This is a genomic window from Streptomyces sp. NPDC046335, from assembly GCF_055587985.1.
On sequence record NZ_JBVJFF010000021.1, the window covers coordinates 52,269 to 72,438 of the forward strand.

At 68.3% G+C, this 20,170-nt stretch carries 16 protein-coding genes and 1 pseudogene; 11 read left to right on the plus strand and 6 right to left on the minus strand.

From position 1 onward, the window contains the following. The first annotated feature begins 306 nt into the window (after nucleotides 1-306). The 5 genes and pseudogenes from xylB to ACZ6JY_RS37545 all read left to right on the plus strand — a co-directional run bounded on the left by xylB (nucleotide 307) and on the right by ACZ6JY_RS37545 (nucleotide 6,724). Nucleotides 307-1,758, plus strand: a complete 1,452-nt coding sequence (gene xylB / locus ACZ6JY_RS37525) for a xylulokinase (protein ID WP_469203540.1) — start codon at nucleotides 307-309, stop codon at nucleotides 1,756-1,758. A gap of 108 nt (nucleotides 1,759-1,866) precedes the next feature. Continuing rightward, nucleotides 1,867-2,972, plus strand: a pseudogene (locus ACZ6JY_RS37530) (ROK family protein). Nucleotides 2,973-3,313: 341 nt separating this feature from the next. Continuing rightward, a complete protein-coding gene (locus ACZ6JY_RS37535) occupies nucleotides 3,314-4,333 on the plus strand; it encodes an acetamidase/formamidase family protein (RefSeq protein WP_469203542.1) in 1,020 nt (339 codons plus the stop codon). A 367-nt stretch (nucleotides 4,334-4,700) separates the two neighbouring features. Then, nucleotides 4,701-5,300: an N-acetylmuramoyl-L-alanine amidase gene (locus ACZ6JY_RS37540; RefSeq protein WP_469203544.1), complete on the plus strand. Its 600-nt coding sequence runs from the start codon at nucleotides 4,701-4,703 to the stop codon at nucleotides 5,298-5,300. Between the two features lie 161 nt (nucleotides 5,301-5,461). Further along, the gene (locus tag ACZ6JY_RS37545; RefSeq protein ID WP_469203545.1) at nucleotides 5,462-6,724 is read left to right on the plus strand and encodes a GAF domain-containing protein; all 1,263 of its coding nucleotides are present in this window, start codon (nucleotides 5,462-5,464) and stop codon (nucleotides 6,722-6,724) included. A gap of 460 nt (nucleotides 6,725-7,184) precedes the next feature. On the opposite strand, the gene ACZ6JY_RS37550 is transcribed toward ACZ6JY_RS37545, so the two are convergent. After that, nucleotides 7,185-8,528 carry an MFS transporter gene (locus tag ACZ6JY_RS37550; protein ID WP_469203546.1) on the minus strand — a complete coding sequence of 448 codons (1,344 nt, stop codon included), beginning with the start codon at nucleotides 8,526-8,528 and terminating at the stop codon, nucleotides 7,185-7,187. Between the two features lie 507 nt (nucleotides 8,529-9,035). On the opposite strand from ACZ6JY_RS37550, the gene exaC reads away from it, so the two are divergent. Further along, on the plus strand, nucleotides 9,036-10,559 hold the full coding sequence (gene exaC, locus ACZ6JY_RS37555; protein ID WP_469203547.1) for an acetaldehyde dehydrogenase ExaC: 1,524 nt from the start codon (nucleotides 9,036-9,038) through the stop codon (nucleotides 10,557-10,559). 163 nt (nucleotides 10,560-10,722) lie between these two features. On the opposite strand, the gene ACZ6JY_RS37560 is transcribed toward exaC, so the two are convergent. The 3 genes from ACZ6JY_RS37560 to ACZ6JY_RS37570 all read right to left on the minus strand — a co-directional run bounded on the left by ACZ6JY_RS37560 (nucleotide 10,723) and on the right by ACZ6JY_RS37570 (nucleotide 14,694). Further along, nucleotides 10,723-12,111: a tyrosine-type recombinase/integrase gene (locus ACZ6JY_RS37560; RefSeq protein ID WP_469203549.1), complete on the minus strand. Its 1,389-nt coding sequence runs from the start codon at nucleotides 12,109-12,111 to the stop codon at nucleotides 10,723-10,725. Beyond that, nucleotides 12,108-12,305 carry a helix-turn-helix transcriptional regulator gene (locus tag ACZ6JY_RS37565; protein ID WP_116152606.1) on the minus strand — a complete coding sequence of 66 codons (198 nt, stop codon included), beginning with the start codon at nucleotides 12,303-12,305 and terminating at the stop codon, nucleotides 12,108-12,110. Before ACZ6JY_RS37565 ends, ACZ6JY_RS37560 begins: the two co-directional genes overlap by 4 nt. Nucleotides 12,306-14,379: 2,074 nt before the next feature. After that, on the minus strand, nucleotides 14,380-14,694 hold the full coding sequence (locus ACZ6JY_RS37570) for an alpha/beta hydrolase (RefSeq protein ID WP_469203661.1): 315 nt from the start codon (nucleotides 14,692-14,694) through the stop codon (nucleotides 14,380-14,382). A 741-nt stretch (nucleotides 14,695-15,435) separates the two neighbouring features. Between ACZ6JY_RS37570 and ACZ6JY_RS37575 the strand changes: the two genes are divergently transcribed. Further along, nucleotides 15,436-15,678, plus strand: a complete 243-nt coding sequence (locus tag ACZ6JY_RS37575) for a hypothetical protein (RefSeq protein ID WP_469203551.1) — start codon at nucleotides 15,436-15,438, stop codon at nucleotides 15,676-15,678. Nucleotides 15,679-15,772: 94 nt separating this feature from the next. Here ACZ6JY_RS37575 and ACZ6JY_RS37580 read toward each other — a convergent pair whose 3' ends face one another. Beyond that, entirely contained in the window at nucleotides 15,773-16,168 is a 396-nt protein-coding gene (locus tag ACZ6JY_RS37580) for a hypothetical protein (RefSeq protein WP_469203553.1), read from the minus strand. 93 nt (nucleotides 16,169-16,261) lie between these two features. Between ACZ6JY_RS37580 and ACZ6JY_RS37585 the strand changes: the two genes are divergently transcribed. After that, entirely contained in the window at nucleotides 16,262-16,870 is a 609-nt protein-coding gene (locus ACZ6JY_RS37585; RefSeq protein ID WP_469203555.1) for a hypothetical protein, read from the plus strand. A 374-nt stretch (nucleotides 16,871-17,244) separates the two neighbouring features. Here ACZ6JY_RS37585 and ACZ6JY_RS37590 read toward each other — a convergent pair whose 3' ends face one another. Next, entirely contained in the window at nucleotides 17,245-17,787 is a 543-nt protein-coding gene (locus ACZ6JY_RS37590; RefSeq protein WP_469203557.1) for a hypothetical protein, read from the minus strand. Nucleotides 17,788-18,230: 443 nt separating this feature from the next. On the opposite strand from ACZ6JY_RS37590, the gene ACZ6JY_RS37595 reads away from it, so the two are divergent. The 3 genes from ACZ6JY_RS37595 to ACZ6JY_RS37605 all read left to right on the plus strand — a co-directional run bounded on the left by ACZ6JY_RS37595 (nucleotide 18,231) and on the right by ACZ6JY_RS37605 (nucleotide 20,104). Continuing rightward, nucleotides 18,231-18,908: a hypothetical protein gene (locus ACZ6JY_RS37595; protein WP_469203559.1), complete on the plus strand. Its 678-nt coding sequence runs from the start codon at nucleotides 18,231-18,233 to the stop codon at nucleotides 18,906-18,908. Between the two features lie 64 nt (nucleotides 18,909-18,972). Further along, complete coding sequence (locus ACZ6JY_RS37600; protein WP_469203561.1) at nucleotides 18,973-19,224, plus strand: hypothetical protein; 252 nt, start codon at nucleotides 18,973-18,975, stop codon at nucleotides 19,222-19,224. Between the two features lie 199 nt (nucleotides 19,225-19,423). Then, complete coding sequence (locus ACZ6JY_RS37605) at nucleotides 19,424-20,104, plus strand: hypothetical protein (RefSeq protein ID WP_469203563.1); 681 nt, start codon at nucleotides 19,424-19,426, stop codon at nucleotides 20,102-20,104. The last annotated feature ends 66 nt before the right edge of the window (nucleotides 20,105-20,170 follow it).

A 20,170-nucleotide genomic window follows, 5' to 3' on the forward strand; every position in this document is an offset into this window, starting at 1 on the left:
AGGGAGGTCTGACAGCACGAGCCGCTCAGGCTCGCCATGGGGACAGCGAACACATCAGCTCTGCCGACGCGGCCTGGCTGAAGGGGGATGATCAGGGACACTGTGCCGCACACGCACTGATCGGACCGGTGCATGCCGACGCCGCCTTCCGCCCCTCGCGGGAGGCGGCGTCGGCGTGTCCGGCTCAGGCAGGTGGAAGTGGTCGGGCTCCGCGTGACCGACGGTGGGCATCCGAGGGCCCGCTGGGAAGGTCATGGAGGAAACTCCGGGGTAGCACCGGAAAGAGCCGCAGGAACGGAGACCGGCATGTCATCAGCGCCATCGGTCCAAGGGCCTCTTGTCGTCGGCGTGGACCTGTCCACGCAGTCCACCAAGGCCCTGGTCGTCGATGCGGCCACCGGCCGCATCGTGGCGAGCGGCCAGGCCCCGCATCGGGTCAGCACGGGCGAGGACCGCGAGAGCGACCCCCGGGAGTGGTGGGGCGCGCTGTGTGCGGCGCTTCGGCAGTGCGGCTCGGCCGCGCGGGAGGCGGCCGCCGTGTCGGTCGGCGGCCAGCAGCACGGTCTTGTGACGCTCGGCCGCGACGGCAGTCCGGTCCGGCCGGCCCTGCTGTGGAACGACGTGCGCTCCGCCCCGCAGGCCAAGAGCCTCCTTGAGCGACTCGGCGGCCCCAAGGTATGGGCGGACCGCGTCGGAAGCGTGCCGGGGCCGTCCTTCACCGTGGCGAAGTGGGCCTGGCTGGTCGAGCACGAACCGGCGGCCGTCCGCGCCACGACCGCCGTGCGCCTCCCCCACGACTACCTCACGGAACGCCTCACGGGGCTCGGCACGACCGACCGCGGCGACGTCTCCGGCACGGGCTGGTGGGCGTCGGGTCCGGAGACGTACGACGAAGAAATCCTCGGCATGGTGGGGCTCGATCCAGCGTTGCTCCCGCGCGTGGCCCGCCCGGGAGAGGTCGTCGGAACCGTACGCGGCGGCGAACTGCCCTTCACCAAGGGCACACTGGTCGCTCCCGGCACCGGCGACAACGCGGCGGCCGCCATCGGACTCGGGCTGCGTCCCGGTACTCCGGTGCTGAGCCTCGGCACCTCGGGCACCGTGTACGCGGTCTCCGAGCGCCGCCCCGCGGACTCGACCGGCACTGTCGCGGGCTTCGCCGACGCGCGGGGTGACTGGCTGCCACTGGCCTGCACGCTCAACTGCACACTCGCCGTCGACCGGGTGGCCGCTCTGCTGAACCTGGACCGCGAGGCGGTCGCTCCGGGCGGAACTGCCACGCTCCTGCCATATCTGGACGGAGAGCGTACCCCTGACCTGCCGCGCGCCTCCGGGCTGCTGCACGGACTGCGGCACGACACGACGCCGGGGCAGTTGCTCCAGGCGGCGTACGACGGGGCCGTGCACTCGCTGCTCGGTGCGCTCGATCTGGTCCTCGATACGGACGCCGACAGGTCGGCCCCGCTGCTGCTGATCGGCGGCGGCGCGCGAGGAACGGCGTGGCAGCACACCGTACGACGTCTCTCCGGACGTCCTGTACAGGTTCCCCAGGCCCAGGAGCTGGTCGCTCTCGGCGCCGCGGCGCAGGCGGCGGGCGTACTGACCGGCGAGGACCCGGCGGCGATCGCCCGACGGTGGGGCACCGCAGAGGGGCCGGTGCTCGACCCCGCGGAACGGGATGAAGAGACGCTGTCCCGGATCTCCGGGGTGCTCTCCGACGCGGCGCCGCTCCTGGGCAGTGCGCCCAACGGGGAGTGAGGGCCGACCGAAGCATGCCCGCACCGCCGCACGAAGATTGCCGGGGTGGTGCCGTTACGCCATTGCAGGGGGGAACGCCAGGGGGCACCCGTCCCACCGCTGCGAGGTATGACCGGTACACCACTGCCCGACACTCAGCAGGGAATGCGCCGCCGAAACCTCTCCCGCGCGCGATGTACGCCGTCGCCGCGCACGGTCCTCTGTCCCGTGCCGCCGTGGCCTCATGCAGCGGCCTCACGCGGACAGCCGTCTCCACGCTCGTGGTTGAACTGATCCGCGCGAGACACTTGCACGACTTGGGCCCCGAGCGTCCCGGGCGGGTGGGCCGCCCGGGGTCTGCCCTGGCGGTCAGCGCACGAGGGCCCGTCGGCATCGGCGCCGAGATAGGCGTGGACCATCTCGGGGCATGTGCGGTCGACCTGCGCGGCGGGGTACGCGTGCGTGCCGTGCGGCGAGCGGCCAACCGCGGCCGTGCGCCCGGGGCGGTACTCGAAGAGCTCGCCGCTCTGGTGCAAAGGGTGAGCGCAGAGACACGTGAGGCGGGCCTGTCCTCCGCCGGCCTCGCGGTGGCCGTGCCCGGCCTCGTGGCCCGCGACTCTCGAACGGTCGTACGCGCGCCCAACCTCGGCTGGCACGACATCGACCTCGCCCCGCTCCTGCCCGTCGAGCTACCGCTGACCGTCGAGCTACCGCTGACCGTCGACAACGAAGCGAACTTCGGCGCCCTGGCGGAGCTGTTGCTCGGTGAGGAGACACCGGAGGAGTTCCTGCATCTCGGCGGAGATCGGCGTGGGCGCCGCACTGGTGGTCGACGGGCGACTGCTGCGCGGGGCACGCGGGTTCGCGGGTGAGCTGGGCCATGTGCCGATATGGCCGGAAGGCCGTGCCTGCCCTGGGGCGGCCGAGGCTGTCTGGAGCAGTACGCGGGCCGGGAAGCGGTACTGCGGGCCGTGGGCCTAGAGGTGTGGGAGGACCGGGTCGGGCTGCTCGCGGAACGCGCCGACGCGGGTGACGAGAAGGCACGGCGTGCGCTGAGCGACGCGGGCACGGCGTGGGGTATCGCGCTCACGGGCGCCGTCAATCTTCTGGACCCCCGAGCCGTGGTGCTCGGTGGAGCGCTGTACGGGGCCGTGCTGGGCGACCCGGTGCGGGCCGGGCGCGGGAGGCGGTTGAGCGCACAGGCACATCCGCTGAGGCTGATACAGGCACCGTAACCGCCGCGCGCCCCCGTGCCCCGTGCCCCGTGCCCCCGTAAGAGTGGCTGAGATATCCACAACCACGCTGCCATGCACAGATGCGAGCTCCGCCCTTTCGCCCCAACCAGCCAGCGTCGTAACGTGATTCACGCGAGGCGCCTCCGCACTTGCGGCAAAGGCGTCCCCGCGGATCGGGGGATTCACATGTCGGGAGAGACCAATCCAGCGCTGCGCCATGGCGCCGGCGGGCCGCGTGGAGTCCTGTCCCGGAGCCTCACCACGCCGTTCCACCCGTGGCGATCCCGTACCGATCCCCGATTGTTCAACGGCCCATCCGGCCAGAGTGGAGCAGTGCAGCCATGAGCGACCCCAGGATTCTGACCGTGCGGCCCGCACCGGGCGAGTACGCCTGGACGTTCGGTGGTGCACCGCCCATGGCGCGCGTCTCTCCGGGCACCGTCCTCGACCTGTTCACGGAGGACTGCTTCGCCGGAAACGTGCGGTCGGAGAAAGACCTGGTCTCCGAGGTCTGCGAGTTTCCGTTCCTCAATCCGCAGACGGGCCCCTTCTATGTGGAGGGTGCGGAGCCCGGCGACACCGTCGCGGTGCACTTCGTGTCCATAGAGCCGGCCCGCGACTGGGCGGCCTCCACGACGGTTCCGCTGTTCGGCGCCCTCACGTCCACGCACTCCACCGCCTCGCTCCAGCCGCCCCTGCCCGAGGCCGTGTGGATCTGGCAGCTCGACCGGGCCCGGCGCACCGCTCGGTTCACCGCGCGTGACGGTGATTTCGAGAAGGAGCTGCCCATGGACCCCATGCACGGGACGGTCGGTGTCGCCCCGGCCAACCTGGAGGTGCGCTCAGCTCTGGTACCGGACGCTCACGGCGGAAACATGGACACGCCCGAGATGCGGGCCGGGGTGACGTGCTACCTGGGCGTGAACGTCGAGGGAGCCCTGTTGAGCCTGGGCGACGGGCATGCGCGGCAGGGCGAGGGCGAGACCTGCGGGGTCGCCGTCGAGTGCGCCATGAACACGATGGTGATCGTCGAGCTCCTGAAGGGGGTGGCCACACCTTGGCCGCGCCTGGAGTCCGACACGCACATCATTTCCACCGGGTCCGCACGCCCTCTGGAGGACGCGTTCCGCATATCGCAACACGACCTGGTGCAGTGGCTGGTTCGTGACTATGGCTTCAGCGAGCTGGATGCCTACCAGTTCGCGACGCAGACAGTGGAGTCGCCGCTCGCCAACGTCTGCGACACCAACTACACGTGCGTGGCCAAGATCCGCAAGGAATGGCTACCGGCGCGAGAGACACATCGAGGCCTGCACGCGCACCTGCGCGAGATAGCCGCCTCGCTCCCTCACGGGACCTGAGCCGACGCCCAGGACACATGAGCGTCGGCAGCCTCGCATCCCTTCCGAGACCGGCCGACCGCCCCCGTCCCCCGTCCCCCGTCCCCCACTCAACGGCCGCCGCCCCGACCAGCGCTGAGACAGGAGGTTCCCCTACACAACACGAGCCGGTGGCCTTCACGGGCCGACAGCCCGGACGGCTTACGGTCATCACGGGCAAACGGTCTACGTGGTCTCCACGGCCCTCGCAGCCGTCGCGAGCAGCCCCATGGGCAACGGGCTCCTCGGGTCCGTCCTGTACCTCGGGTTCCTCGCGGCAGCGAGTCGAGCAGCCCTCTCAAGAGCAGCGCAGTTCAGCCGTTCCCCCCCACCGAGAGGCAGTTCAGTCATGGATCGAGCAAGACGGTTCCCGAGTCGGCGTCGGCTGCTTCAGGGCGCGGTCGCCGCTGCCGTACCGACAGCACTCCTGTCCCCCTCACGCGCGAACGCCGGAGCCCGGGCGGTCGACTATCCGGGGGCCGAATGGGTGCCGGCCAGCACCTCCAACTACACCGTCGCCAACCGTCCCAGCACATACGCCATCGACTACGTGATCATCCACGTCACCCAGGAGACGTACGCGGACACACTCGCCATCTTCCAGAACCCGGCGAAGCAGGTCTCGGCTCACTACGTGGTGCGCTCCAAGGACGGTCACATCGCCCAATGCGTCCGCAACCGCAATGTCGGGTGGCATGCGGGCAACTGGTCCTACAACACACGCAGTATCGGCATCGAGCACGAAGGGTGGGTCGACAAACCGGAGTACTTCACCAACGCCATGTACGAGCGGTCAGCCGCTCTGACCGCCGCCATCTGTGCCACGTACGACATCCCCAGAGATCGCGAACACATCATCGGACACCATCAGGTTCCCGGTTCGGACCATACGGACCCCGGACCGAACTGGGACTGGTCGCGCTACATCCGCCTGGTCAACTCCGTCTGAGGCGGTCTTGATCTTCCTCTGAGGCGGTCTGGAACTCCCTCTGAGGCGGTCTGACCGCGGCGTGTCGGGAGCCTGGGAGATCTGCTCCATGCGGCATGCTTGTCGGCTCTCGTTCCCGGGGCGACGATGGCACCACCGCATCGCCGTTCCGGGAGGCCGCTTTGACTGATCCATGGGTGGCTTTGGCTCCGGGTGCCGACCCCGTCGAGCGGGTTCGGGTGCTGCGTCAGGCACACGAGAGGTTCACCGCCGGCGGGACGGTGGTCCGGCCGGTGCGTTCTGTCGTGGCCGACTCCTGGCGCAGGTCGGCGAGGGCCCGGGTCAGTCCGGAGGGCGCGGGTGCGGCGGTGGAGCTTACGGACGGGGACCTCGGCGCGTACCGGGCCGAGCATCCGTTGGCGAGGGTGATGCCGCTGTTCCGTGAGTTGATGGGAACCTTCGCGGCGGACGGAAAGCATCTGCTGGCCGTCTGCGATGCCCAGGGCAGGCTGCTGTGGGTCGAGGGTCACTCGGTGACGCGGCGGCAGGCGGGGCGGATGAATTTCGTACCGGGTGCGCGGTGGGCAGAGGCGGACGTGGGGACCAACGCGCCGGGTACGGCGGTGGCCGTGGGTCGGCCGGTGCAGGTGTTCGCCGCGGAGCACTTCATGCGGACGGTGCAGCCGTGGACGTGCGCTGCGGCTCCGGTGCACGATCCGCGTACCGGGCGCCTGATCGGAGCGGTCGACATCACCGGAGGTGACGGTCTGGCCCACCCGCACAGCCTCGCCTTCGTACAGGCGGTCGCGAGGGCCGCGGAGTCGCAACTCGCCTTGCTCTCCCCGCCAGTGAGCGCCGGGGCCGCCCTGGAGCTGACCGCGCTGGGGCGCGACGAGGCGCTGCTCTTGGCCGGTGGGCGCAAGGTGCGGCTCAGCCGTAGGCACAGCGAGATCGTCGTACTGCTTGCCCGTCACCCGGAGGGGCTGAGCGCGGACGAGCTGTTGTACGGACTGTACGAGGACGAGTCGGTGCCTCAGGTGACGCTTCGGGCGGAGATGGCGCGGCTGCGGCGGGTGCTCGGAGCGGATCTGCTGCGGTCACGTCCGTACCGGCTGGCGGTGCCCGTCGAGTGTGACGTCGACACGGTCGAGCGCCGACTGGGGGCGGGTGCGGTGACGGCGGCGGCGGCCGCGTATGCCGGGCCGTTGCTCCCGCAGTCGCAGGCGCCGGCGCTGGTCAGGCTGCGGCGCCGGCTTGCCGAGCAGTTTCGGGCCGCGCTCGTCGACCGCAATGACCCGGATCTGCTGGCGGACTGGGTGCGCACGCCGTGGGGCGAGGACGACTTGGGCGTGTGGCGGGCTCTTGCGGTGTTGCGTCCGACGCCGCCGGTCCTGTCCCGCCTGCGCGCCTTGGACGCCGAGCTGGCCTCGGCCGGACGCGGCTGACCCAGCCGGCGGGTGCCACCATCCGCCGCCGGGGTGCTCTCGGCAGGCCGAGCTGATCCACGCCCAGCGGAACTTGCCTATGCCAGGCAGAGATGGGCCGGCCTCCCCAGGCAGGTCTCGCCTTCGCCAAGCAGCTCTGGCCCCCGCCAAGCAGAGTTGACCGAGCCCAGGCCGAGCTGGCCTCCGCCAGGCAGGGCCGACCAGTGCCGTCCAGCACGAGCCGGGGCAGGAGCTTGTCGGACACGGTTCCGTCCGGTACGCGAGGCCGATGGCATCCCGGAGGGCGGGGGATCTGTCGGCGCGGGATCAGCGTGTGGAACTGGTCCCACGGGGGTTAGGTGATGAGGGGGGGGGCGGGCTGGCACGTGACCTTCTGCTGGGCGGCTGGCGATCGTGGGTCTGTTGTCCAGGGCTGCGCCCATCCGGCCGGAATGCCGGACGGGCGCAATCCTGTCCGAGGTCAGCCGATCGATTCCTCTGCCACCGCGGCGGGCATGGAGATCCGCCAGGTGACGAACCCGGCTACGGCGAGTCCGGCGATGGCCAGGAAGCTGCTGGCGAAGAAGGGGTCGGTGCCGTCCAGGGCGGGAGCGAACCCGATGCCGACGTAGAGCGTGATCCCGGTGGAGCCGCCCAGTTGGTCGGCGGCTCGCTGGACGCCGGAGGCGATGCCGGCGTCGTCTTCGGTCACGCCGGTCACCCCGATGTACTGCAGCCCCACGATCCCGAGACCCATCCCGGCGGCGATGAACAGCATGGCCGGAATCATCGCCGGACCGGTGGCCCCGAAGTGGGAGACCAGGGCGATGGCGGCCATCGCCAGCGCGGTGCAGCAGATTCCGGCCAGGACACAGGCCCGGGCGCCCCACCGTCCGAGCAACCGGGGAACGAGCACCGAGGCCGCGATCAGGGACACCGCCAAGGGCAGCATCGTCAGACCGGCCTGGAGCGGACTGGCTCCCAACCGGTCCTGCAGGTAGTAGGTGAACAGCAGGAACGAGGTGGACAGTGCCGCGCTCACCAAAGCGGTGGCGAGGTTGGCCAGGACCCGGGGGCGGTTGTGGAAGAAGCTCAGTGGCACGAGCGGATTGCGTGAGCGGCGTTCGACCCTGATGAACAGGGCCCCGGCCGCTGCGGCGCCGGCCAGAGCCAGCGGCGGAAGCCACGGACGGGTGCTGTTTTGCTCGCCTGCCTCGACGACGCCGAGGGTGAAGAGCAACGGGCCCGCGACCAGCAGGAATGAACCGAGATGGTCCAACGACCTCGCTCCAGCGGGCCGCTCACCTGGCACGAGGCAGACCGCCGCCACGAGCACGACCAGGATGAACGGCACGGACACCAGGAAGATCCACCGCCAGCCGAGCATTTCGGTCAGGAACCCGGAGAGCACGAACCCGAGGACAAGACCACAGCTCGCGACGGCCGCCCACACGCCCAACGCCTTTGACCTGCGCGGCCCTTCAGGGAACATGAGCACGATCACCGACATCGCAGCAGGAAGGGCGATCGCCTCACCGATCCCCTGCAACAGCCGGGCTGTGACCAGCAGGGCGAACGAGGGCGCGAGCCCGGCCAACAGAGAAGCGGCACCGAAGAGACTGGTGCCGATAAGGAGGACGCGGCGCCTGCCGAGCACGTCGCCCAGCCGACCGCCGAGCATCAGCAGCCCGCCACCGGTAATCGTGTACCCGACCACCACCCAGGTCAGCGCATGACTGTCGACGCCGAAGTCGGCGCCGATCGAGGGCAGGGCGACATTGACCACGGTCACGTCGACCGCGATGAAGAACTGCAGCAGGGCCATGCAGCACAGCACCAGCCGTGCGCGCACTGGAGACGATCCGTCCCGGTACGCGAAGAGAATGCCTGAAATCACCAAGTGCTCCGTTGCTCAGAAGAAGTTCCGAGCAGCACCGACGTGCCGCTTCGGTTCGACCACGAAGCGACGACACGTTCAGCAGAAGTGAGACGAACGCCCCGCCGCTAGCGGAGCGTCCTCGTCACTGCGGCACAAGCCGCGCACGAAGCAGCAGACATGTCGCCGATACTACCGGAGCCGACAACAGAGTGATCCCCCTGCCTGACGTGCACCCGGGATAGTCCCACCCGCTGCCCATTGCCCAACCAGGCAGCACCGGCCTCAGCAGGACAGGGGGTGCCCGCTACTCGCCCCGACAACGCGTATCTGGGCCGTCAGGGCTGCCCGCCACGCACCGCGCGCGCACTGCAACGTAGGCGCAACCTCCCCGCCCTTAGCCTCCCAGCGCGAGCTGCCCGACGGCGGGCGGCGTTCCTCGGGAGGCAAGTCAAGATGACCCGTTACGCAGCGCCCGGTACCGAGGGTGCGATCGTCTCCTACCAGTCCCGCTATGACCACTTCATCGGCGGCGAGTACGTGGCGCCCGCGCGTGGCCAGTACTTCGAGAATCCGAGCCCGGTCAACGGGCAGCCGTTCACCGAGATCGCCCGGGGCACCGCCGAGGACGTCGAGCGTGCTCTCGACGCGGCGCACGCGGCGGCGCCGGCCTGGGGACGGGCCTCCACGACCGAGCGCTCGGACGTCCTGCGCAAGATCGCCGACCGGATGGAGGCCAATCTCGAACAGCTCGCGGTCGCCGAGAGCTGGGAGAACGGCAAGCCGGTCCGCGAGACGCTGGCAGCCGACATTCCGCTCGCGATCGACCACTTCCGCTACTTCGCCGGGGTCATCCGCGCGCAGGAGGGAACGCTGAGCGAGGTCGACGAGGACACCATCGCGTACCACTTCCATGAGCCGCTCGGCGTCGTCGCGCAGATCATCCCGTGGAACTTCCCGATCCTCATGGCGACGTGGAAGCTGGCGCCGGCGCTGGCCGCCGGGAACGTCGTCGTCCTCAAACCCGCCGAGCAGACACCTGCTTCCATCCATTACTGGATGAGTCTGGTCGCCGATCTGCTGCCGCCGGGGGTCATCAACATCGTCAACGGGTTCGGGGCCGAGGCGGGCAAGCCGCTGGCCTCCAGTCCGCGCGTCGCCAAGGTCGCGTTCACCGGGGAGACGACCACGGGGCGTTTGATCATGCAGTACGCCTCGGAGAACATCAAGCCCGTCACGTTGGAGCTGGGCGGCAAGTCGCCGAACATCTTCTTCGACGACGTGTGGGCGGCGAACGACGACTTCAGGGACAAGGCGCTCGAGGGCTTCACGATGTTCGCCCTCAACCAGGGCGAGGTCTGCACGTGTCCCTCGCGGGCGCTCGTACAGCGCGGGCAGTACAGCGAGTTCCTGGAGGCGGCGATCGCCAGGACCGAGCAGATCAAGGCCGGGCACCCGCTCGACACCGACACGATGATCGGCGCGCAGGCGTCCAACGACCAGTTGGAGAAGATCCTCTCCTACCTGGACATCGGCCAGCAGGAAGGCGCCAAGGTCCTCACGGGCGGACAGCGGATCGAGTACGACGGCGAGTTGGCGGGCGGCTACTACGTCCAGCCCACCATCTTCGAGGGCGATAACCGCATGCGGGTCTTCCAGGAGGAGATCTTCGGTCCCGTCGTCTCGGTCGCGTCGTTCAACGACTTCGACGACGCCATCAAGATCGCAAACGACACGCTCTACGGCCTGGGCGCCGGGGTGTGGACACGCGACATGAACACCGCGTACCGGGCGGGCCGGGCGATCCAGGCGGGCCGCGTCTGGACGAACTGCTACCACGCGTACCCCGCGCACGCGGCGTTCGGCGGCTACAAGCAGTCCGGGATCGGACGCGAAACACACAAGATGATGCTGGAGCACTACCAGCAGACGAAGAATCTCCTGGTGTCGTACTCGCCGAAGAAGCTCGGCTTCTTCTAGACGCACGAAAAAAGGCGCCTGACCTGGGCTTTTACCCGTCAGGCGCCTTTCACCCGACCCGCTCAGAGCGGGGCCCGGTTTATGCCGTACCTCCCATTTTCTCCCACCGCTATCCCGCTTCTGACCAGCACTTCCGGACCAGTCACGGACCAAAACCCCCCACTCACCCCGTTGGCGCCCCGCCCAGGCTGACGCGGTCCCACTCCTCCATCGACTGCTCGATCAGCCGGTTGGCTTGCTCCCGGACGCCGTCTAGGAACTTGGCGTAGTGCCGGAAGAGGACCTCGATGCTCTGGCCCGCGCGGCGAGCGCATTCGGCCGGGTCCACACCGGAGTACAACCAGAACGAGATCCCTGCGTGCCGGAGATCGTAGGGCCGCTTGGCCAGACCGGAGGCGAGTTCCGTGCGGGTCAGGACGTGCTTCCGTGCCCGCGCCCAGGTAATGCCATACGCAGACGCGTCCACGTAGTTGCCGGCCTGGTTCCGGAACACCCGACCGTCCGGCGCCACGCCGAACCGTTTGATGTGCGCGCGCAGGATGCGCACGAACTGCGGCGGGATGGGCACCGGCCGGCTCGCGGTAGCCGCACGGCGCTTGAGCGAGTGCACTTCGTGCACCGCGCCGTCGTCCGTCCAATCCTTGCCCGCGGTGATGACGCCGCCCGACAGGTTGAGCATCCCCCACCCGGTCTCGGGCAGATGGCACTGTTCGAGACGGAGGTGAATGACCTCCCCCGGCCGCATGGCCGCGTAGTACATGCACCCGAAGAACGCCTCCAAGTGAGGGCCGCGCCCGCGCTGCTGAGCAACTGCCGCGAGCAGCCGGGAGACTTGGGCCGGATTGGGGACGGCAGCCGGGTCCACCTCTTCGCTGACCGCCGGAGCGTTCCACCTGAGCCCGTTGAGAGGATTCTCCGCGAAGTAGCCTTTCTCCACTGCGGTGCTGAGCACTTCGCTCAACGCAGCCCGCTTGCGCCGCACCGTCTTGGCTGCAGCCGCTTTGCCGTCCAGCTTGCGACACAGGCTGTCCAGTGCCCGCCGCAGCACATCTGCTTCCGCGAGAGCACCGACGGGCAAGGAGTTTCGCTTCAGCCAGTCCAGGGCCTTTCGCCACTCCTCCCTCGGCTCTTGGGCCCATGCGTTTTTGTTGAACGCCCACGAGTACAAGGCGCGCCGCAGTACCCGCGGCTCCGGATATATTGCGCCATGGTGCACCAGGGCAGGCGTGATGGTGGCGAATGCGTCGGCCAAGGTGCGGCGGGTGTTTCCCGGTGTACGGCCCCACCGTTGATCGATGTATTCGTGGGCAAGGTCGTACCATGTCGTCCGCTGCTTGATGGCCCGCAGCTCGGACGCTGGCAGCCCCGTGTGCTCATCGAAAGGCTCACCCTCGCGCGCCGCCGTCATCAGCTTCGCGTGCCTGCTCTCGGCGAGCCCGACGGTCATGAATGACTCTGATTTTTCACGTCCGTTGACTGTCCACCGGACCATGAATGCCTTGCGTCGGTCAGGACGCTCGCGTATGTCCCAGAAACGGACGTTGTAACTCATCGCCAAGTGTCAGAATCTCTCTCGCACGCGTCCCACCAGGCATCCAGGTCTGTGCGACGGCACCGAAGTTCGCCATTGGGTAGCTTGATCATGCGGGGGGCTTGCCCGCGGGCACGCATGCGGTAGAACGCCGACGGACTCATGCGGATCTCCGCAAGAACCTCGGCCAGCTTCAGCGCAGGAGGACGAGCCATGCAATTTCACCTTCGTATTGAGAAAGGCTTCATGCCGGAAATCCAGGCGTGCCTTGATACGCAGCACAGACCACCCGTCCTGAGAGAGCCATCCATCGTGAAGTGGCCTACAAAACGCAGCGGGGCATCGCGAATCGACACATCGTGGGATATTCCTCACGGCGCGCAGTCGAGCGGCCAGGGAGGAGACCTGGCGTAGCAAGCAGCCAGCCAACGCCATGAGCATGAAGACGCGGTCATTGATAGGTCAGCAGGCGGCAGCAGCGCCGTATACCTCCTCGCGAATGCGTGCGGCACTGCCAACTGCGTCCGCCACGACTCCACCGCCAAGTACAGCCGTGTGCGAACACCCTCAATGCTCTGCACGATCCCCGGTTTCGCTAACCGGGGATCGCCTGCTATGTATCACGCAGCACGAAAAGGGCGTCGCCCCATGGCTACCCCTGTCGTCTCCGCCAGGGCAACAGCCGTTAGGACCGGAGAGCGGGGGACGCTCCGTCCATGACGAACGTCAGAGGCCCGTCTTCGGTGGGTCGGCTGAGGCCACGAGCCACCGACACGCTCGGGGGCGCCAACGGCTCGGGAAACTCATCGGGGTGCGGCTCCGGGGTACACCGCGACATACGCGACAACCGCTCGATCACGACGTAGCCCCCTTGCAGCAGGCTCTCTCCGAACCGCCCGGCCGCGCAGACGCATAGACACAGTGTCGTGGAAAGCGCGCCATTGTCTTGTGTTTCCTGCGTAGTCCACGCGTTCAGAACGCCGAGCTCCAAGAGGATGGGAGCAGTGAGGCGAGCGGCTCGGAGAACGGGATTCGACAGAGGGGCCTCCTTAGAGCGGGTCTCGGCAGCGATACCGAGCAGGCGGGAGTCCGGGCTACCAAGGCGTCCGGCCTGCACGCCAGTTGGCCCGGAGCTCGCATCTCTTCACTGACCTGGTGTTTTCCGGGACGTTGTACGTTGACATGGTCTCGGATGGGGTTCCAGTCCTTTGGGGTTCTTTCTCGTCTGCCGTGGGCGAATCTGCCCTTCGATAGAGACCCAGCCATGGTGGCTTCTCTGACAGAGAATCTAGTCGTGAGGTGTGTGCAGGCTGGGGGTGTTGTATGGCCCGTACCGGCTGGCGTGGACGGGGCCGGGCCGTACGTCGAGGTGTTGTGTGTGGAGGGCAGGCGCGGGCGTCGACGGCGTCCGTTGTTGAACTGCGTGTCGGTCAGGTTCGCGGACGCGGTTCCGGTACGGCCAATCCGATGGCCGCCGGGTGAGCGTCAGTGTCGGGCGGCGAAGACCAGGCCGCCCCGTCGGTTTCCAGTCGTGACTGGAGCGAGACCGTCTCATGCTCATGGACTTTGACCCCGCGTGGTGGGGATCGCCTCCCGCCGTTCTGGCTTCACGGGCATGACGGGACGCGTGAGCGCCGGCATGCGCGGGACTTCTTCATGCGCCGCGCGAATGGGTCGGCGGTAGTCGTCGAGGTCCGCGCCGATGATTGGATCGCCCGCGCGATGCCGCAGCGTTCAAAGTGACACGCAGTGCCTGCGAGCCGAGGCAGGGTGAGGCTTCGTGCGGGTGAGGGTGCCGGGCGAGTTGATGCTGATCGCCTGCAGTCCGCTGGGTGTCTTGGTACGCCTCGACGACGGCATCGTCACGTCTGCTGCGGAAACACTGGAGCCTGGTGTTCAGCGACCCCGCAAAGGCCCCCTCCGAGAAGTTCGCGGCTTCCGACTTCAACAGTTGCGGGACGGACGCAGCCGTGGAGCGGCACATCTGCGGTCCCGACATCAGCAAGAAGCAAGCCGCAGCCCTCAAGGACCTCGACAAGGACCGCGCTGCTCTGCAGCACTACGGGTTGACCCACAGTGCGGAGGCCGTGGAGTCACGTGCCGGCGCGGTGCCCAACAGCTGCTGCATGACCGTCTGCCAGTTAGTTGGCCCAGGCGTTCAGTTCGCCTCGCTTGAGCCGGGACCGTCCGCTCACCAGCGCCGTCGCCTGCGGTTCCGCACCGGCCTGCGCCTCGAGGGCGGTGTGCAGCAGCCGGGTCGCTCAGGGACGTGCGGTGCACCGCGAGGGATCAGTTGTCTGAGCTGAAGGATGAGCCGCTCTTGACCTGCGAGCCATATAGCAGGAAATCGTCGACCTTCTGCTTCACGCACTGCGAGGAGAAGTACGCGCCATGCCCGTCGCCCTTGTTGTCGAGGACGACCGCCGAATCTCCGAGCCGCTTGGCGGTCTCGACCGTCCAGCGGTAGGGCGTGGCAGGGTCACCTCGCGTGCCCACCAGCAGAAACTTCGGCGTGGGCACGTTCTTGATCTTGCAGACGAAGTTGGTGCCCGCGGGGAAGCCCACGCACATCCGGACCTGGAGCAGGGCGGTGGGGCCGAAGATCGGCGAAGCCTTGGCGAGTCGCGCGCCATCCGCTCGAACTTGGCGTCGTTCTCAAAGTCGGCGACTGTGAGGCGGTCTGGGCCGTCCGCGCAGTTGACAGCCGTCAGCGCGATGCCGGAGTTGACGTCCGGTGGCGGCTTGACCGCCTCCCCTGCCAGCGCTGTGCGCAGCATGACGCGTGCGGGCGAGATGCCGCCGGGGCCCTCCTCGCCGGAGCCGTCGGAGTCGGAGTCGGGCGGCAGCAGGGACCCGCTGATCCGAAGCAGCGACTTGGGGTCGTCGTCGGTGACCAGTGAGGTGAGCGCCTGCGCCAGGTAAGGCCAGTTGCCCCTGCCGTAAAGCGCCTTCCCCAGGGAGTCGACCAGGTCGTCGCCGGTGAACTCCTGCCCGTTGCCGGCCACCACGGGCTTCGCGTTGAGTGTGGTCACCAGCTTGGCGATGTTCTGCTTGGCGTCTCGTGAGTTCGCGCCGAGCGGGCAGCCCTCGTTACGCGCACACCAGGTCACGAAGTTGACCAGCGCGGTCTGCTGACCCTGGGCGCCCACGAGCGATGACTCGGTCAGCGGTTCGGTGAGCGTGTCAACTCCGTCGAGCACGAGCCGACCCGTGTTCTTGGGAAACTGGGCGGTGTTACACGGCGCCGAGCCGCGTTCCGTACGAGAAACCGAGGAAGTTGAGCTTCTTGTCGCCGAGGACGTGGCGCATCACGTCCAGGTCGCGCGACACGTTGATGGTCCCCATGTGCCGCAGCACTGGCCCGGAGTGCTTCTCACACTCCTCATAGGCCTTGGTGAACTTGTCCATGACCTCGGCTGCGGTGTTCTCGTCACCGTCAGGGCAGTCGAGGGCTGGTCGCTGCCGTCCCCGCCGGTGACGCGCCGCCCGCAGGTCCCGGAGGGCGTCGAGGTCCAGTACGCAGACGGGCGGATGTACCGGCTCACCCCGGACGGTGTGCGCACCGCTGTCGTGGGAGCGGTCCGCTGAAGCGTGGGGCTGCGGCGTTTGTCGACTTCGGCCGGTGGACAGCTGGCACCTGGACAAGCGAGACGCCCGGCATCTGGTTCGCCGTGGGCTACACCTACCGCCATAGCGCGCGCCCGTACGGCATCTGCGGGCCCGCCATTACGATCGGCCGCCGTACGTGGGCGGTGTTCCCCCTGTACTCCCGCGCCGAGTACAGGGCCCGGAGGAACGACCCGTGGGCGAAGGAGAGTGAGGAGTTCCAGCCGCTTCCTTCGCCCCGGCGCGGTCTGCGTCGGCTGCTGTGGTGGCGGTGAGGCGGCTGGCCGGGCTCGGCGTGCTGCGCCGCGGCGGCGTCCCGCACACGGCGGTCGGCCGGATCGCTCTCACCGACGCCCCGCACGCGAGCGATCCAGGTGCGTACGGTGACGTCGGCGGGCTGCTGGTGATGGTCGGCCGTTTCGGGTTCGCGCTGGTCAGACGGGGTGCACGGCAGCCACGATGGCAAGATCATGCCCGCTGCTGCACTATTTGCGGGTTCGTTCGGCATGGGGTTGCCCCAGCCTTCGCCGGCACCGGCACGGTGCCCGACCAGACGGAGGCCAGCATGCCCGCTGTGCACCACAACCTCACGGTCCCCGACCACAAGACGCTGCGCGACGAGGCCAAGCACGAGGTCGAAAAGGAGCTGGGCAAGATCGCCCGGCCCGACGACCGATTCAAGAGGGCGTGCGAGATCGTCCAGCAGGCCGACCTGGAGATCGCCGCCCACTCCGAGGAGCGCAACCAGGCCGCTCTGTCGCTGTGGTTCTACAACGAGGTACGCGGCCTGGACAAGGTCCTCGGCATCACGCCCAACGCCTATGTCGAGATGCGCCGCCACGCCTTGCACGGCGACAAGAATGCGACGCTCAACCCCGGTGGTGACCTCCGCGCCCGCATGACGGCTGAGCAGCGCATCGCGGCCGCCCTGAAGGCCGGCGTGCCGCGCCTGGACTCCGAGGAGGCCGCGGACGGGCTGCCGTCGCTCGCGGCCACGGTGTCGGTTGCCGCCGCCCGCAGGAAGGCCGCGATGCCGTTCCTCCAGGACGCCGCGCTGGCGCTGACCGAGGAGCCGTACGGCTGGTCCACGGAGCGCATCGGCCAGCTGGGCGGTGTCACCGCGAGGTACGTGCGCGAGCTGAGGAACGCGGCGAACAAGCGCCGCGGTCGCTGACACCCATCAAGGCCGCTCCCAAGCAGACCGTTGAGCGGGCGCGGAGAGATCGAGCGTCCGCAGGAGTCCGCTGCGGAGTTTGGTCTGCGGAACTCTGGGGCGAGAGCGTAACCGGCTCTCGCCCCAGTGCATTCATTCCTGATTACCGATGCCCCTTTGCCGCCGTTCCCTCTCCTGTTCTCGTTGCCTCTGCCACTCTCGCAACAGTTCCTTGCGGTGGGCGGAGGACTGCGGCCAGACTCCGCGGACGAAACTACGGAGCCCTAACATGAGGATGCCGAGGACAGCAACAGCCAAAACGGCCCACCACGGGGCAGTATCCGGCAGGGAGAACATGATTCTGAGCCTTCCGACCATGATGGTCGGCGGGCCACTTAGGCAGCCAGTACGGCGCTCCCCAGCGCGCTGCCGTGGTGCCCGCCCCGGTAGGTACACACGGGGAAGGCGGCGTTGGGGCCTCTAGGTTTGATCTGCGGAGACACATCAAGCGGTTCAGGCTTCCACTCGCTCGACGCATCCGCATCAGTTCGACTCATCGAACGCGACAGCAGGAGCAGCAGAGCACCGATGAGGAAGCGCAGCAGAAGCGAGATCAATTCTGCAAGGGCGGAGAGAAATGCACGTGCCGCGGCTCGCCTCTCGGCGCCCGTAGTGGCTTGGCGCATTCGCGCGCCCGCGAGAAGAAGCCTGGCTTGTGCTGAGTCTCGCGAGGGAATGCCCTCGGTTGCCGCTAGCGATGCCCAGAAGTGTCGGGCCAGAAGGCTAGCGGTCTTCCCAGAGCCCGCCGCATAAGCAACAACCCCCGGCCCATAAGTGTGGAGTTCATCGCGCAGAACGAGGCTCACTGCCTCCTCGTAGGAATTCGCTACGACGAGAGCTGCCACATGTCGTTCAAACGCTGACGCGTCGTCGTCCACGTTCACCTCCCCTGGCAGACGATCCGCGATGAGTCTAGCCGCCGCCTCTGACAGCCGTGCCCGCAGAGGGAGTCGCCCCAGGTCCCGGTCTCGTAAGCCCAGACGGCCCCGAGTTGAGCACGAGTGGGCGCTGTGGAAAGCACCGACGTGCGGCGGAGCGGTCGCGTCGGCGCGGGCCGTCCTCGGCTCGGCCCTGAAGCGTCACCGGGACCGGGTTTTCAGTCCCCGGTCCACCAGGGAGCGCCCGGGGCCTGAAAATCCGGCGCCGGTGTAACCGGCCACCGGTGGACCGGCTCCCGGCAGATCAGGCGCCCTTAGTAAGACCATCAAGTAGTTACGGTGCCTTCGCTCCGCTCAGGCACCGTCGGCTTGCCTCGACAGGGGACTCGACTGCGAACCAGTGGGCGCAGTTCGTTGGTGATCAAGGTGGATAGGCTGTGTTCATGTCACGTGTACGAGTCGCCCTTGTCACTGTCCTCGCCGGAGCGGCCGCGCTTACCGCCTGCTCCTCCTCCAGCAGCGATAAGCCGGACCCTGCCTCGGGCGGAGGCAAGCCAGTCTCCTCTCCGGCTCCGAAGCCGATCACGAAGAACCTCAGCCAGGCGCACCTGACGCAGGCTCTGCTGGGTGATGGTGAGGTGCTTCCCGGGTACACCGTGCACGACAGCAAGTCGGTGACGGAAGGGCAGTACTGCAACGAGGCGGACGACGACTCCATCCCCAAGGGGTGGGTCCGCGGCTCCGACGTCGACTATGAGTACAACGGCTCCACGGTCAACATGGCGTCCCTGGATATCTGCCTCTTCGATACCGCCGAAGACGCCCACAGCGCCTACACCGCGTGGAAGGGCGACGAGACGAACAAGCAGCAGAAGCCCAAGCGGCCCGTGGGCGACGAGAACACGCTCGTGATCAACCCGGGGGCCAGCGAGGACAGCGTCTATGGATACGTCCGCTCCGGCCGGGTCAACATCCGCGTGCAGATCGACGGCGCCACCGGCGGTGACCCCTCCGGAGCACAGACGATGCTCTCCGCGACGTTGAAGCGACTTCAGCAGCTCCAGGCAGGAAAGCCCGCCACGGTAATGGCCGCCGACGAGCAGGCAGGGGCCCGCCAGTAGCCGGGAGGGAAGGACGAGACCGGCGCGCTGTCACAGAATCGGGCGCGCCGGCGTTCCCACCGGCATGACCACCATGCCCATCACACTGCCCCTGGCCCGCCACTACTACGAGACCCGCCGCGAAGTCCTGGCCGCGGGCGGCGAGCACGTCACACCCTGGTACCGGCTCACCCCGGACGAGCGCGCCGTCGCCGTCACGGAAGCAGTGATCATCCTCGAAGCGGTGCGCCGCGCGAACGCCGAGCACGCCGCTCTCCTGGGCGTCGCCCTCGACTGCGCTGACTCCACTGCCGGTCCCGACGTGGCGCAGGTGTAACAAGATCGGGCCCACGACGTACTACTAGGTGCTGAGGCCCGCGTAACCCCCTCCCCCCCCAGGTTGCGCGGGCCTTGAGCCAGACTCCGGCGGGCAGCGCACAGGCAGCCGCCGGAACGCGCGGTCTGGCCGGGCGTCAGGGCATGGGCCCCCGGCCAGACCGCGACACAAACCCCGCCCGAGCGGCACCGTCGAGATCATGTCCCGCACGCAGCCTGAGCAGCCGACACGCACCCGCGTGGCCCCCTCGGCAGCCCAGCTGCAGCATGCCCGTCCCGGCGTCGTCTCCCGCGACGCCGCGAGCGTCGCCGACATCCTTCTGCGGCTGCCGCCCACCGAGCGCCGCAACGCCTTCAAGCAGCACCTGACCGCCCGTGAGCGCGCCGTCGTCATGACGGAGGTCGAGCGGGCGACAGGCTCCCTGTACGGCCTGTGGCGCGACTCTCCGTCCGGGTTCGTCGAAGACGTCCTCGGCGAAAGCCTGTGGTCGAAGCAGCGCGCCGTCCTGGACGCGATCGTCGACCACAAAAGAGTGGCTGTGCCCGCCGGGTTCGGCGTGGGCAAGACGCACCTGGCTGCCCGCGCCGCCGTCTGGTTCACCAACGTCTATCCGGTCGGCACCGCCCTGTGCATCACGACCGCGACGCGTTTCCGCCAGGTGCAGCGACAGCTCTGGCCGCACATCCGAAAGGTGGTGCCGCGCGCCGGCTTGCCGGGTTCCTGTGACACCGTCCAGTACAAAATGCCCGACCCGTACGGAACGACTTCGTTGCGGCGTACGGGTTCTCCGCACCTACCAATGACGAGCCGGCGATGCAGGGCACCCACATGCCCCACCTGCTGCTCATCGTCGACGAGGCGGGCGGTATCGCCCCCATGATCGGCCACGGCACCAACAACCTGCTGACCGGCGGACATGCGGCGATGCTGGCCATCGGAAACCCCG

Coding starts and splice junctions, on each gene's coding strand:
- xylB (WP_469203540.1), top strand. CDS start 307: ATGTCATCAGCGCCATCGGTCCAAGGGCCTCTTGTCGTCGGCGTGGAC.
- ACZ6JY_RS37535 (WP_469203542.1), top strand. CDS start 3,314: ATGAGCGACCCCAGGATTCTGACCGTGCGGCCCGCACCGGGCGAGTAC.
- ACZ6JY_RS37540 (WP_469203544.1), top strand. CDS start 4,701: ATGGATCGAGCAAGACGGTTCCCGAGTCGGCGTCGGCTGCTTCAGGGC.
- ACZ6JY_RS37550 (WP_469203546.1), bottom strand. CDS start 8,528: ATGGCCCTGCTGCAGTTCTTCATCGCGGTCGACGTGACCGTGGTCAAT.
- exaC (WP_469203547.1), top strand. CDS start 9,036: ATGACCCGTTACGCAGCGCCCGGTACCGAGGGTGCGATCGTCTCCTAC.
- ACZ6JY_RS37560 (WP_469203549.1), bottom strand. CDS start 12,111: ATGAGTTACAACGTCCGTTTCTGGGACATACGCGAGCGTCCTGACCGA.
- ACZ6JY_RS37565 (WP_116152606.1), bottom strand. CDS start 12,305: ATGGCTCGTCCTCCTGCGCTGAAGCTGGCCGAGGTTCTTGCGGAGATC.
- ACZ6JY_RS37580 (WP_469203553.1), bottom strand. CDS start 16,168: ATGATCTTGCCATCGTGGCTGCCGTGCACCCCGTCTGACCAGCGCGAA.
- ACZ6JY_RS37585 (WP_469203555.1), top strand. CDS start 16,262: ATGCCCGCTGTGCACCACAACCTCACGGTCCCCGACCACAAGACGCTG.
- ACZ6JY_RS37595 (WP_469203559.1), top strand. CDS start 18,231: ATGTCACGTGTACGAGTCGCCCTTGTCACTGTCCTCGCCGGAGCGGCC.
- ACZ6JY_RS37600 (WP_469203561.1), top strand. CDS start 18,973: ATGACCACCATGCCCATCACACTGCCCCTGGCCCGCCACTACTACGAG.
- ACZ6JY_RS37605 (WP_469203563.1), top strand. CDS start 19,424: ATGTCCCGCACGCAGCCTGAGCAGCCGACACGCACCCGCGTGGCCCCC.